Source organism: Escherichia sp. MOD1-EC6021 (assembly GCF_002965245.1).
GTDB classification, from domain to species: Bacteria; Pseudomonadota; Gammaproteobacteria; order Enterobacterales; family Enterobacteriaceae; genus Escherichia; species Escherichia coli_F.
In genome coordinates, this window is the sequence record NZ_PTRU01000002.1 from 78,044 (window position 1) to 92,360 (window position 14,317).

Genomic DNA, 14,317 nt, shown 5'->3' on the forward strand with positions numbered 1-14,317 from the left:
ATCATGCATGATATTCACGGGGAATAGCGTTAATGGCAGATAATCTAAACCCTTCATCGCCCCTGCCGGACGTGTTTTCACCGGCGACCCGCGACTGGTTTCTTCGCGCCTTTAAACAGCCGACCGCTGTCCAGTCGCAAACCTGGCATGTGGCGGCGCGAGGCGAACATGCGCTGGTGATTGCACCGACTGGCTCCGGGAAAACGCTGGCAGCATTTCTCTACGCCCTCGATCAGCTCTTCCGCGAAGGCGGCGAAGATACCCGCGAGGCGCATAAGCGTAAAACCTCACGCATTCTCTATATTTCACCGATCAAAGCTCTGGGCACCGACGTTCAGCGCAACTTGCAGATCCCGTTACAGGGTATTGCCGATGAACGGCGGCGGCGCGGCGAAACGGAAGTCAATCTTCGCGTGGGGATCCGTACTGGCGATACGCCTGCACAGGAACGCAGCAAACTCACCCGTAATCCGCCGGATATTCTGATCACCACACCCGAATCACTCTATCTGATGCTGACCTCCCGCGCGCGCGAAACGCTACGCGGCGTCGAAACGGTAATTATTGATGAAGTCCACGCGGTAGCGGGCAGTAAACGTGGTGCGCATCTGGCGTTAAGTCTGGAGCGGCTCGATGCGCTGCTCCACACCTCAGCACAGCGAATTGGCCTTTCTGCCACTGTACGCTCAGCCAGCGATGTGGCAGCATTTCTTGGTGGCGATCGCCCGGTTACGGTAGTCAACCCGCCCGCAATGCGCCATCCGCAGATACGGATTGTCGTACCGGTCGCCAATATGGATGATGTCTCATCGGTCGCCAGCGGCACCGGCGAAGACAGCCATGCCGGCCGAGAAGGCTCCATCTGGCCATATATTGAAACGGGTATCCTTGATGAAGTTTTGCGCCATCGCTCGACCATTGTCTTTACTAATTCACGCGGGCTGGCGGAAAAACTGACGGCACGATTGAATGAGCTTTACGCCGCACGCTTACAGCGTTCCCCGTCTATCGCCGTTGATGCGGCCCATTTCGAGTCGACCTCCGGCGCAACCTCTAACCGTGTACAAAGTAGCGACATTTTTATTGCCCGCTCACACCACGGCTCCGTGTCTAAAGAACAACGAGCCATCACCGAACAGGCGCTGAAATCGGGTGAATTACGCTGCGTGGTCGCAACCTCCAGTCTCGAACTGGGGATTGATATGGGCGCGGTGGATCTGGTAATTCAGGTGGCAACGCCGCTTTCTGTTGCCAGTGGGTTACAACGCATTGGACGTGCCGGACACCAGGTAGGTGGTATCTCCAAAGGGCTTTTTTTCCCCCGAACCCGACGTGACTTAGTCGATTCCGCAGTCATTGTTGAGTGTATGTTCGCAGGCAGGCTGGAAAACCTGACACCACCGCATAATCCACTCGACGTCCTTGCGCAGCAGACCGTTGCCGCCGCGGCGATGGATGCATTACAGGCAGACGAATGGTACTCCCGCGTACGCCGTGCCGCACCGTGGAAAGATCTGCCAAGACGTGTTTTTGACACCACGCTGGATATGCTTTCCGGGCGCTATCCCTCTGGCGATTTTTCTGCTTTTCGACCAAAACTGGTCTGGAACAGGGAGACCGGGATATTGACCGCCCGACCTGGCGCTCAGCTGTTGGCGGTTACCAGCGGTGGCACCATTCCGGATCGTGGCATGTATAGCGTGTTATTACCCGAAGGTGAAGAACAGGCCGGTTCGCGACGGGTGGGTGAACTGGATGAGGAGATGGTATATGAGTCGCGGGTGAACGACATTATCACTCTCGGCGCTACCTCATGGAGGATTCAGCAAATCACCCGCGATCAGGTGATTGTGACTCCTGCTCCAGGTCGTTCTGCCCGCCTTCCCTTCTGGCGTGGTGAAGGTAACGGACGTCCGGCAGAATTAGGCGAGATGATCGGCGATTTTCTCCATTTACTGGCGGATGGCGCGTTCTTTTCCGGGACTATTCCCCCGTGGTTGGCAGAAGAAAATACGATCGCCAATATTCAGGGGTTGATTGACGAGCAGCGCAACGCGACGGGCATCGTTCCGGGTAGTCGTCATCTGGTCCTCGAACGGTGCCGTGATGAAATTGGCGACTGGCGTATTATTTTGCACTCTCCCTATGGAAGACGGGTGCATGAACCCTGGGCGCTGGCGATTGCCGGGCGAATACATGCACTATGGGGCGCTGACGCGTCTGTGGTTGCCAGTGATGACGGCATTGTTGCGCGCATTCCTGACACCGATGGTAAATTGCCCGATGCCGCGATTTTTTTGTTTGAACCAGAAAAGTTGCTGCAAATTGTCCGCGAGGCGGTAGGCAGCTCGGCACTTTTCGCCGCCCGTTTTCGCGAATGCGCCGCGCGGGCATTATTAATGCCGGGCCGCACGCCGGGCCATCGCACCCCGCTCTGGCAACAACGGCTGCGCGCCAGTCAGTTGCTGGAAATCGCTCAGGGATATCCGGATTTTCCGGTCATTCTCGAAACCCTACGCGAATGTCTGCAAGATGTTTATGATCTTCCCGCGCTGGAACGTTTGATGCGTCGCCTGAACGGTGGCGAAATTCAAATATCCGATGTAACGACCACTACGCCCTCGCCTTTCGCCGCCAGTTTATTGTTCGGCTATGTCGCGGAATTTATGTACCAGAGCGACGCCCCGCTGGCAGAGCGCCGGGCATCCGTACTGTCGCTGGACAGCGAATTGCTGCGCAATCTACTCGGTCAGGTTGATCCGGGGGAATTACTCGACCCGCAGGTCATTCGCCAGGTGGAAGAAGAGTTGCAACGACTGGCTCCTGGCAGAAGAGCGAAAGGTGAAGAAGGATTGTTCGACCTGCTGCGCGAACTGGGGCCAATGACCGTTGAAGACCTGGCGCAACGGCATACAGGCAGCAGTGAAGAGATTGCGTCGTATCTGGAAAATCTTCTTGCAGTAAAACGAATCTTCCCGACGATGATTAGCGGGCAGGAGCGTCTTGCCTGTATGGATGATGCCGCCAGGCTGCGCGATGCCCTCGGCGTACGACTACCAGAGTCACTGCCAGAGATTTATTTGCACCGAGTCAGTTACCCGCTTCGCGACCTCTTTCTGCGCTATCTCCGGGCTCATGCTCTGGTCACGTCTGAACAACTGGCTCATGAGTTTAGTCTCGGTATTGCCATTGTCGAAGAGCAACTTCAGCAACTGCGCGAACAGGGGCTGGTGATGAATCTGCAACAAGACATCTGGGTGAGCGATGAAGTATTTCGTCGTCTGCGTTTGCGCTCGCTGCAAGCCGCCAGAGAAGCGACACGTCCCGTTGCGGCCACGACCTATGCGCGATTGCTGCTGGAACGTCAGGGCGTATTACCCGCCACCGATGGTAGCCCGGCACTCTTTGCCTCAACATCGCCAGGCGTTTATGAGGGCGTGGATGGCGTCATGCGGGTGATCGAACAGCTTGCCGGAGTCGGTTTACCCGCCTCACTCTGGGAAAGCCAGATCCTGCCTGCCCGCGTACGCGACTATTCGCCAGAAATGCTCGATGAATTACTGGCAACCGGTGCGGTTATCTGGTCGGGGCAAAAAAAACTGGGTGAAGATGACGGTCTGGTGGCACTGCATCTACAGGAATATGCCGCAGAATCGTTCACTCCCGCCGAAGCAGATCAGGCGAATCGTTCGGCGCTGCAGCAAGCGATAATCGCTGTTCTGGCTGACGGAGGAGCCTGGTTTGCACAACAAATCAGCCAACGGATACGCGATAAAATCGACGAATCGGTTGATCCCTCAGCCCTGCAAGAGGCGTTATGGGCGCTGGTCTGGCAAGGCGTCATCACCAGCGACATTTGGGCACCGTTACGCGCCCTCACCCGCAGCAGTACCAACACACGCACCTCAACTCGTCGCAGCCACCGGGCTCGTCGTGGACGTCCTGTCTATGCGCAACCCGTCTCGCCGCTGCTATCTTACAACACACCAAATCTGGCTGGACGCTGGTCGTTATTGCAGGTGGAGCCACTAAACGATACCGAAAGGATGCTGGCGCTGGCGGAAAATATGCTCGACCGCTACGGCATCATCAGTCGTCAGGCGGTGATAGCCGAAAATATCCCTGGCGGGTTTCCATCGATGCAAACGCTTTGTCGAAGTATGGAAGACTCCGGGCGAATTATGCGAGGTCGTTTTGTAGAAGGTCTGGGTGGCGCGCAATTCGCTGAACGTCTGACTATTGACCGATTGCGCGATCTGGCGACACAAGCCACGCAAACGCGCCACTATACACCAGTGGCGCTCTCTGCCAACGATCCGGCTAATGCATGGGGAAATCTTCTGCCCTGGCCTGCACATCCGGCAACGCTGATACCAACGCGTCGGGCGGGTGCGCTGGTGGTCGTTTCTGGCGGCAAATTGTTACTCTATCTGGCTCAAGGTGGCAAAAAAATGCTGGTCTGGCAGGAAAAAGAGGAATTACTCGCCCCAGAGATTTTCCACGCGCTGACTACCGCACTGCGTCGCGAACCACGGCTGCGCTTTACGCTAACAGAAGTGAATGACCTACCGGTCCGGCAAACGCCGATGTTTACGCTGCTGCGTGAGGCGGGATTTTCAAGTTCGCCACAAGGGCTGGATTGGGGATAGAGAAAGGACTGACGGATGCCCGTTCGCATCCGTCAGTATTGCAGGACGGATTATTCAGCGTCCGGCTCTTCAGACTTGTATTTAGCGGCAGTTTCTTTGATCAGCTGCTGCAGTTCGCCACGCTGATACATTTCGATCACGATATCACAACCGCCGACCAGCTCGCCGTCAACCCACAGTTGCGGGAAGGTCGGCCAGTTAGCATATTTCGGCAGTTCCGCACGAATGTCCGGATTCTGCAGGATATCAACATAGGCAAAACGTTCGCCACATGCGGCAAGCGCCTGGACTGCCTGGGCAGAGAAACCGCAGCTCGGCAGTTTCGGTGAACCTTTCATGTACAGCAGGATCGGGTTTTCAGCAATCTGGCGTTGGATTTTTTCGATAGTGGTGCTCATTGTCTTGCTTCCTCAAACTTCTTTACGGCAGTAATCTGACATTGTAGCGGGTCAGTGCGGCATCGGAAAATAACATTTTCATCACGCTTTTGCTATTTTATCCCTTTGTTCTATTTGTTGCATTTCAAATATTCGTTTCTTCCCTGACGCACGGCAAACTGGCGTATTTATAACCATTTTTAGCTTCCACTGCTGCATTTTTTTGCGCTCGCCGACGAAACGTATTTTTTAACAATAAAAGCTATTAACTTTCTCTTCTTCTATGCATTAGAATCATCAAGTTTTGTAAATCAGACGCAGGCATGATAGACCTGCCTTAACAGAGGGACGCTCAGTGGCGCGGATAAACCGTATTTCGATCACGCTCTGTGCTTTACTTTTTACCACCCTGCCTTTAACGCCTATGGCCCATGCTTCAAAGCAAGCCAGGGAGAGTTCTGCTACCACTCATATCACCAAAAAAGCAGATAAAAAGAAAAGCACGGCAACCACCAAAAAGACCCAGAAAGCCAGCCAGAAAACAGCGAAAAAAGCCGCCAGTAAAAGTACGACCAAAAGCAAAACCGCTTCTTCCGTTAAAAAATCTTCCATTACCGCTTCTAAAAACGCCAAAACTCGCAGCAAACACGTCGTCAATAAAACGGCCTCAGCCAGCTTTACCGAAAAGTGTACCAAACGTAAGGGCTATAAATCGCATTGTGTGAAAGTCAAAAATGCCGCGTCAGGAACCCTTGCCGACGCACACAAAGCGAAGGTGCAAAAAGCCACAAAAGTGGCAATGAATAAACTGATGCAGCAAATTGGTAAGCCATATCGTTGGGGTGGCAGCTCACCGCGTACCGGTTTTGATTGCAGCGGCCTGGTTTATTACGCTTATAAAGATTTGGTGAAAATTCGTATTCCGCGTACGGCGAATGAAATGTATCACCTGCGTGATGCAGCACCTATCGAACGTAGTGAACTGAAAAACGGCGACCTGGTCTTCTTCCGTACTCAGGGACGCGGTACAGCCGATCATGTCGGCGTGTATGTCGGCAACGGCAAATTTATTCAGTCACCGCGTACGGGTCAGGAAATTCAAATCACTTCTCTCAGTGAAGACTACTGGCAGCGCCACTATGTTGGCGCTCGCCGGGTAATGACCCCAAAAACACTTCGCTAAAACTTTACCCTGTTGTTACGGCAACAGGGTAAGTTCATCTTTTGTCTCACCTTTTAATTTGCTACCCTATCCATACGCACAATAAGGCTATTGTACGTATGCAAATTAATAATAAAGGAGAGTAGCAATGTCATTCGAATTACCTGCACTACCATATGCTAAAGATGCTCTGGCACCGCACATTTCTGCGGAAACCATCGAGTATCACTACGGCAAGCATCATCAGACTTATGTCACTAACCTGAACAACCTGATTAAAGGTACCGCGTTTGAAGGTAAATCACTGGAAGAGATTATTCGCAGCTCTGAAGGTGGCGTATTCAACAACGCAGCTCAGGTCTGGAACCATACTTTCTACTGGAACTGCCTGGCACCGAACGCGGGTGGCGAACCGACTGGAAAAGTCGCTGAAGCTATCGCCGCATCTTTTGGCAGCTTTGCCGATTTCAAAGCACAGTTTACTGATGCAGCAATCAAAAACTTTGGTTCTGGCTGGACCTGGCTGGTGAAAAACAGCGATGGCAAACTGGCTATCGTTTCAACCTCTAACGCGGGTACTCCGCTGACCACCGATGCGACTCCACTGCTGACCGTTGATGTCTGGGAACACGCTTATTACATCGACTATCGCAATGCACGTCCTGGCTATCTGGAGCACTTCTGGGCGCTGGTGAACTGGGAATTCGTAGCAAAAAATCTCGCTGCATAATAACTGATGGCAAATGCAACATTGTCTGATGCGCTTCGCTTACCATGCCAACTCGGATGAAGCGTTAACACCGCATCCGGCAAGATAAATCGCACGTTGCCAGCAACTGTAACGCAGAAGGTTATCCTTCTGCGTTTTTGTTTAATTAGCTGTTGGCAACGCAAACTGCCTCAGGTTGTTTTCTGGCTGACATAAACACCAGCAATAATGCCAGTCCCGCGACAATCGCCCCCATCACCGGCACAAAACTGTATCCCAGCCCAGCGGAAATTACCGCACCACCAGCCGCTGCTCCCAGCGCATTTCCAAGATTAAAGGCACCAATATTGACTGATGAAGACAGACCAGGCGCTTCACTGGCGACACGCATCACGCGCATCTGTAACGGCGGTACGACCGCAAAGGTTGCAGCTCCCCACACCACCATGCTAATAGCTGCGCCGAACTCATTGCGGGCCAGGAACGGGATTGCCAGCATAATCACCATCAGCAGCAACAAAAAGCCTTTCAACGTGCCGTTAACTGAACGATCTGCCAGTTTGCCGCCGAGATAGTTCCCAATAGAGAACCCGACACCAATCAGCACCAGCATTGCCGTGACGAACACCGGTGTTGCGTGGGTAATACTTTGCAGTACCGGAGAGATATAGGTGTAGAGGGTAAACATGGCGCCAGCTCCCAGCACCGTCGTCAGCAATGCAGACAGCACCTGCGGACGCATTAATACCGCCAGCTCTTTTTTCACTTCAGGTCGTGCCCCTGCACCACCTTTAGGTAATGAGAAGAACAGACTTACCATTGAAATCACTCCCAGCCCCGCCGTTGCCAGAAATGACATCCGCCAGCCGATGGTTTCACCCAACCAGGTCGCCGCCGGCACGCCACCGATATTTGCCAGGGTTAACCCCATAAACATAGTGGCAACTGCGCTGGCCTGTTTATGTTTTGGCACCACGCTTGCGGCCACGACTGAACCCAAACCAAAAAATGCTCCGTGATTCAGGCTGGTCAAAATGCGTGAAAGCATCAGGGTCATATAATCCGGCGCGATGGCGGAAAGTACGTTGCCGAGCGTGAAAATTGCCATCAGGAAAATCAACGCACTGCGGCGGGCACGATGAGAAAGTAGAAGCGTCATCAGCGGCGCGCCAACCATTACGCCAACTGCATAGGCACTGATTAACATTCCGGCAGCGGGAATCGAGACATCCACACCGCGCGCAATGACGGGCAACAAGCCCATTGGCGAGAACTCCGTTGTCCCGATACCAAACGCGCCAATCGCCAGCGCCAGCAACGGATAGTTAATTTTCATGCCTTATCTCCACCTCTTCGCGTCATTACGCGATATTCATTAAAGTGGCGAAAGCATGACAGCAATCACAAAAAAATGAAAATAACAAAAAGAGAAAACACTTTTGCCATTTTGCTAACAAACAGGAAGGAGATGCGAGGGAGAACGCGCTCCCTCGAGAGGAAATCAGTGCAGCGCGGCAGTCAAACCCACGGCTACGATCAAACCGAGGACGATAATCGTTGTTACCAGTGAAAATTTAAGGTCGGTGCTCATCAAGTTTTCTCCTTTTTTATTACCACACAAAAAGTGATATTACGCATTTTTACACACTGTGATGAAAAAATCTCCCGTCATTTATAATGATAAGTGTTTTTACCACTTCCCCTTTTCGTCAAGATCGGCCAAAATTCCACGCTTACACTATTTGCGTACTGGCCATTGACCCCTTCCTGACGCTCCGTGTCGTTTTTCCGGCGTACCGCAACACTTTTGTTGTGCGTAAGGTGTGTAAAGGCAAACGTTTACCTTGCGATTTTGCAGGAGCTGAAGTTAGGGTCTGGAGTGAAATGGAATGGCAACAATAAAAGATGTAGCGAAACGAGCAAACGTTTCCACTACAACTGTGTCACACGTAATCAACAAAACACGTTTCGTCGCTGAAGAAACGCGCAACGCCGTGTGGGCAGCGATTAAAGAATTACACTACTCCCCTAGCGCGGTGGCGCGTAGCCTGAAGGTTAACCACACCAAGTCTATCGGTTTGCTGGCGACCAGCAGCGAAGCGGCCTATTTTGCCGAGATCATTGAAGCGGTTGAAAAAAATTGCTTCCAGAAAGGTTACACCCTGATTCTGGGTAATGCGTGGAACAATCTTGAGAAACAGCGGGCTTATCTGTCGATGATGGCGCAAAAACGCGTCGATGGTCTGCTGGTGATGTGTTCTGAGTACCCAGAGCCGTTGCTGGCGATGCTGGAAGAGTATCGCCATATCCCAATGGTGGTAATGGACTGGGGTGAAGCAAAAGCTGACTTCACCGATGCGGTCATTGATAACGCGTTCGAAGGCGGCTACATGGCCGGGCGTTATCTGATTGAACGCGGTCACCGCGAAATCGGCGTTATCCCCGGCCCGCTGGAACGTAACACTGGCGCAGGCCGCCTTGCCGGTTTTATGAAGGCGATGGAAGAAGCGATGATCAAGGTGCCGGAAAGCTGGATTGTACAGGGTGACTTTGAACCTGAATCCGGTTATCGCGCCATGCAGCAAATACTGTCGCAGCCGCATCGCCCTACTGCCGTCTTCTGTGGTGGCGATATCATGGCAATGGGCGCACTTTGTGCTGCTGATGAAATGGGTCTGCGCGTCCCGCAGGATGTTTCGCTGATCGGTTATGATAACGTGCGCAACGCCCGCTATTTTACGCCGGCGCTGACCACGATCCATCAGCCAAAAGATTCGCTGGGTGAAACAGCGTTCAACATGCTGTTGGATCGTATCGTCAACAAACGTGAAGAACCGCAGTCCATTGAAGTGCATCCGCGCTTGATTGAACGCCGCTCCGTGGCTGACGGCCCGTTCCGAGACTATCGTCGTTAATCACCCGTTGCGGGAGTCTCTTCCGGCTCCCGCAGCCACTCCTTATTCAGCGTCTCACTATCGCCGAGATACTCAAGCAACCAGGTTAACGCAGGCGACATATCATTTTGCTGCCATGTCAGACAACATGCCGAATCCGGAAAGGGGTTTTCCAGTTCTAATGCTACCCACTTCCCCTCATTAAGCCACGGTTTGGCGAAATGTGTTGGCACCATCCCTATGCATAATCCTGCCGAGATACAGGTTGCCGATGATTCCCAGTCAGGCACGACAAGTCTTTTTTGGTTATCCAGCAACCAGGTAATACGTTTAGGTAGCGTTCGCGAGGTGTCTTCGCGCACCAATGACGGCCAGTTGCGCAACGTATCATCGCTGAACGGGCCATCCATCAACGCCAGCGGGTGGTGGCTGGCAACAACGCAACTCCAGCTTAGCATCCCCATATCCCGGAAGGCATAACGACCGCCTACCGGAATCGCGCGTGTTGCGCCAATCGCCAGTTCCACGCGCCCGTCGGAAAGCGCATCCCAGACACCGTTGAACACTTCCTGAAAGACAAGAAGTTCGACATCATCAAAATGGCGATAAAAATCAACGATCATCTGCCGTGTACGTTCTGGCCTGACAATATTATCCACTGCGATAGCTAACTGACCGCGCCAGCCGTTCGCTATCTGCTGACATTGCTGCCGGGTGATCTGCATTTTTTTGACAACAGAGCGCCCTTCTTTGAGAAACCACGCCCCGGCAGCGGTCAGTTCCACATCACGGTGACGTCGTTCAAACAGCGGCACCGCCAGCCACTCTTCCAGCTGACGCACGGTATAGCTGACCGCAGAAGGAACGCGATGCAACTCCTGGGCTGCAGCGCTAAAACTACCATTACGCGCTACCGCATCAACAACTTCGAGTGAATATTCTGACCACATAGTCTGCCTGCAAAATTTTTGAAACCAGTCATCAAATATTACCGTTTCACAACACTAATTTCACTCCCTACACTTTGCGGCGGTGTTTAATTGAGAGATTTAGAGAATATACATGCAACCTGGGAAAAGATTTTTAGTCTGGCTGGCAGGTTTGAGCGTACTCGGTTTTCTGGCAACCGATATGTATCTGCCTGCTTTCGCCGCCATACAGGCCGACCTGCAAACGCCTGCGTCTGCTGTCAGTGCCAGCCTTAGTCTGTTCCTTGCCGGATTTGCCGCAGCCCAGCTTCTGTGGGGGCCGCTCTCCGACCGTTATGGTCGTAAACCGGTGTTATTCATCGGCCTGACAATTTTTGCGTTAGGTAGTCTGGGGATGCTGTGGGTTGAAAACGCCGCCACGCTCCTGGTATTGCGTTTTGTACAGGCTGTAGGTGTCTGCGCCGCGGCGGTTATCTGGCAAGCGTTAGTGACGGATTATTATCCTTCACAGAAAGTTAACCGTATTTTTGCGACCATCATGCCGCTGGTGGGTCTATCTCCGGCACTGGCTCCTCTGTTAGGAAGCTGGCTGCTGGTCCATTTTTCCTGGCAGGCGATATTCGCCACCCTGTTTGCCATTACCGTGGTGCTGATTCTGCCTATTTTCTGGCTCAAACCCACGACGAAGGCCCGTAACAATAGTCAGGATGGTCTGACCTTTACCGATCTGCTACGTTCTAAAACCTATCGCGGCAACGTGCTGGTATACGCGGCCTGTTCAGCCAGTTTTTTTGCATGGCTGACCGGTTCACCGTTCATCCTTAGCGAAATGGGTTACAGCCCGGCAGTGATTGGTTTAAGCTATGTCCCGCAAACTATCGCGTTTCTGATTGGTGGCTATGGCTGTCGCGCCGCACTACAAAAATGGCAAGGCAAGCAGTTATTACCGTGGTTGCTGGTGCTGTTTGCTGTCAGCGTCATTGCGACCTGGGCTGCGGGCTTCATTAGCCATGTGTCGCTGGCCGAAATCCTGATCCCATTCTGTGTGATGGCGATTGCCAACGGCGCGATCTACCCGATTGTTGTCGCCCAGGCACTGCGTCCTTTCCCACATGCAACTGGTCGCGCCGCAGCGTTGCAGAACACTCTACAACTGGGTCTGTGCTTCCTCGCAAGTCTGGTAGTTTCCTGGCTTATCAGTATCAGCACGCCATTGCTCACCACCACCAGCGTGATGTTATCAACAGTAGTGCTGGTCGCTCTGGGTTACATGATGCAACGTTGTGAAGAAGTAGACTGCCAGAATCATGGCAATGCCGAAGTCGCTCATAGCGAATCACACTGATCTATATCGATATGCTTATACTTAGGCTGCTAACAAAATTTTGTTGTATGATTGAAATTAGCGGCCTATACTAATTTCGAGTTGTTAAAGCTACGATAAATATTATGTTTTTACGGGGACAGGATCGTTCCCGACTCACTATGGATGGTCATTTCGGCAAGGGTTCCTCCTTTCCCTCTGTTCTACGTCGGATTATAGACTCGCGGTTTTTTCTGCGAGATTTCTCACAAAGCCCAAAAAGCGTCTACGCTGTTTTAAGGTTCTGATCACCGACCAGTGATGGAGAAACTATGAGTTCATCGTGTATAGAAGAAGTCAGTGTACCGGATGACAACTGGTACCGTATCGCCAACGAATTACTTAGCCGTGCCGGTATAGCCATTAACGGTTCTGCCCCGGCGGATATTCGTGTCAAAAACCCCGATTTTTTTAAACGCGTTCTGCAGGAAGGCTCTTTGGGGTTAGGCGAAAGTTATATGGATGGCTGGTGGGAATGTGACCGACTGGATATGTTTTTTAGCAAAGTCTTACGCGCAGGTCTCGAGAACCAACTCCCCCATCATTTCAAAGACACGCTGCGTATTGCCAGCGCTCGTCTCTTCAATCTGCAGAGTAAAAAACGGGCCTGGATAGTCGGTAAAGAGCATTACGATTTGGGTAATGACTTGTTCAGCCGCATGCTTGATCCCTTCATGCAATATTCCTGCGCTTACTGGAAAGATGCCGATAATCTGGAATCTGCCCAGCAGGCGAAGCTCAAAATGATTTGTGAAAAATTGCAGTTAAAACCAGGGATGCGCGTACTGGATATTGGCTGTGGTTGGGGCGGACTGGCGCATTACATGGCGTCTAACTATGACGTAAGCGTGGTGGGCGTCACCATTTCTGCTGAACAGCAAAAAATGGCTCAGGAACGCTGTGAAGGCCTGGATGTCACCATTTTGCTGCAAGATTATCGTGACCTGAACGACCAGTTTGATCGTATTGTTTCTGTGGGGATGTTCGAGCACGTCGGACCGAAAAATTACGATACCTATTTTGCGGTGGTGGATCGTAATTTGAAACCGGAAGGTATATTCCTGCTCCATACTATCGGTTCGAAAAAAACCGATCTGAATGTTGATCCCTGGATTAATAAATATATTTTCCCGAACGGTTGCCTGCCCTCTGTACGCCAGATTGCTCAGTCCAGCGAACCCCACTTTGTGATGGAAGACTGGCATAACTTCGGTGCTGATTACGATACTACGTTGATGGCGTGGTATGAACGATTCCTCGCCGCATGGCCAGAAATTGCGGATAACTACAGTGAACGCTTTAAACGGATGTTTACCTATTATCTGAATGCCTGTGCAGGAGCTTTCCGCGCCCGTGATATTCAGCTCTGGCAGGTGGTGTTCTCTCGCGGAGTCGAAAACGGCCTTCGAGTCGCTCGCTAGAGGCTATTCTATCGCCCCCGCTCCGGGGGCGATTTCAGATCAGGCTTCTGTACCTGGTTGATTCATGGCATTTTCTCGTGCCGCCAGCACACGTTCTACCGTATCTACCACTGCCTGAGTTTGTGGATCGATCTCAATATTGACGCGTGCGCCGAGTTTTTTCTTCCCAAGGGTAGTGCGTTCCAGTGTTTCCGGAATTAAATGGACGCAAAAACGCGTTGGCGTTACTTCGCCGACTGTCAGGCTAATACCATCGATGCCAATAAATCCTTTGTACAGGATATATTTCATCAGCTGACTATCCTGGACTTTAAACCAGATCTGGCGATTATTTTCCGAGGTTAATATTTTAGCCACTTCAGCGGTGGTCATAATATGACCTGACATTAAGTGTCCGCCAATTTCATCGCTAAATTTCGCCGCCCGCTCAACATTTACCCAATCCCCCACGTTTAAATCGCCAAGATTGGTAATACGTAACGTTTCTTTCATCAGGTCAAAACTGACATGGTTGCCGTTAATCTCCGTCACGGTCAGGCAGCAACCGTTATGCGCCACGGACGCACCGGTTTCCAGACCGTCCAGCATGTAGTCAGGTAACTCAACCACATGTGTGCGAAAATTTGGTTTCTCGTCAATCGACACCAGTTTTGCGGTGCCCTGTACAATCCCCGTAAACATACTCACAACTCCTGAAATCAGTTAAGACATTCTGTTCAGCACAATAGCAGGTGGAAAACGCCCTTACCAGTGAAGGGGTAAGAATGGCTATTTTTTCACTGGAGAATTAATAAATCCTCGCTACAATAGACT

Annotated in this window: 11 protein-coding genes; 6 read left to right on the forward strand and 5 right to left on the reverse strand. The window is 51.9% G+C overall.

The annotated features are described in order from the left end of the window. Positions 1-32: 32 nt before the first annotated feature. The gene (locus tag BEB54_RS02570; RefSeq protein ID WP_105276980.1) at positions 33-4,649 is read left to right on the forward strand and encodes an ATP-dependent helicase; all 4,617 of its coding nucleotides are present in this window, start codon (positions 33-35) and stop codon (positions 4,647-4,649) included. A gap of 50 nt (positions 4,650-4,699) precedes the next feature. Here the strand turns inward: BEB54_RS02570 and grxD are convergent, their stop codons facing one another. Then, entirely contained in the window at positions 4,700-5,047 is a 348-nt protein-coding gene (gene grxD, locus BEB54_RS02575) for a monothiol glutaredoxin 4 (protein ID WP_000108172.1), read from the reverse strand. A 334-nt stretch (positions 5,048-5,381) separates the two neighbouring features. Between grxD and mepH the strand changes: the two genes are divergently transcribed. Then, a complete protein-coding gene (gene mepH / locus BEB54_RS02580) occupies positions 5,382-6,209 on the forward strand; it encodes a peptidoglycan DD-endopeptidase MepH (RefSeq protein ID WP_000101187.1) in 828 nt (275 codons plus the stop codon). A gap of 127 nt (positions 6,210-6,336) precedes the next feature. After that, positions 6,337-6,918, forward strand: coding sequence for a superoxide dismutase [Fe] (gene sodB / locus BEB54_RS02585; protein ID WP_000007283.1), 582 nt, complete (start codon positions 6,337-6,339; stop codon positions 6,916-6,918). Between the two features lie 145 nt (positions 6,919-7,063). Here sodB and BEB54_RS02590 read toward each other — a convergent pair whose 3' ends face one another. Both BEB54_RS02590 and cydH read right to left on the reverse strand, forming a co-directional pair. Further along, positions 7,064-8,233 (reverse strand): MFS transporter, encoded by a 1,170-nt coding sequence (locus BEB54_RS02590; protein ID WP_000701039.1) that lies wholly within the window; start codon positions 8,231-8,233, stop codon positions 7,064-7,066. A 165-nt stretch (positions 8,234-8,398) separates the two neighbouring features. Further along, entirely contained in the window at positions 8,399-8,488 is a 90-nt protein-coding gene (cydH, locus tag BEB54_RS02595) for a cytochrome bd-I accessory subunit CydH (protein ID WP_000102278.1), read from the reverse strand. A 298-nt stretch (positions 8,489-8,786) separates the two neighbouring features. On the opposite strand from cydH, the gene purR reads away from it, so the two are divergent. After that, positions 8,787-9,812 (forward strand): HTH-type transcriptional repressor PurR, encoded by a 1,026-nt coding sequence (purR, locus tag BEB54_RS02605; RefSeq protein ID WP_000190982.1) that lies wholly within the window; start codon positions 8,787-8,789, stop codon positions 9,810-9,812. Here the strand turns inward: purR and punR are convergent. Further along, a complete protein-coding gene (gene punR, locus BEB54_RS02610) occupies positions 9,809-10,741 on the reverse strand; it encodes a DNA-binding transcriptional activator PunR (protein WP_000269493.1) in 933 nt (310 codons plus the stop codon). The genes purR and punR overlap by 4 nt on opposite strands. Positions 10,742-10,853: 112 nt before the next feature. Between punR and punC the strand changes: the two genes are divergently transcribed. Together punC and cfa are read left to right on the forward strand one after the other, a co-directional pair. Then, on the forward strand, positions 10,854-12,065 hold the full coding sequence (gene punC, locus BEB54_RS02615) for a purine nucleoside transporter PunC (protein ID WP_001182340.1): 1,212 nt from the start codon (positions 10,854-10,856) through the stop codon (positions 12,063-12,065). 290 nt (positions 12,066-12,355) lie between these two features. Then, positions 12,356-13,504: a cyclopropane fatty acyl phospholipid synthase gene (cfa, locus tag BEB54_RS02620; protein WP_000098911.1), complete on the forward strand. Its 1,149-nt coding sequence runs from the start codon at positions 12,356-12,358 to the stop codon at positions 13,502-13,504. Between the two features lie 39 nt (positions 13,505-13,543). On the opposite strand, the gene BEB54_RS02625 is transcribed toward cfa, so the two are convergent. Beyond that, positions 13,544-14,185: a riboflavin synthase gene (locus BEB54_RS02625; RefSeq protein WP_000493965.1), complete on the reverse strand. Its 642-nt coding sequence runs from the start codon at positions 14,183-14,185 to the stop codon at positions 13,544-13,546. Positions 14,186-14,317 lie beyond the last annotated feature (132 nt).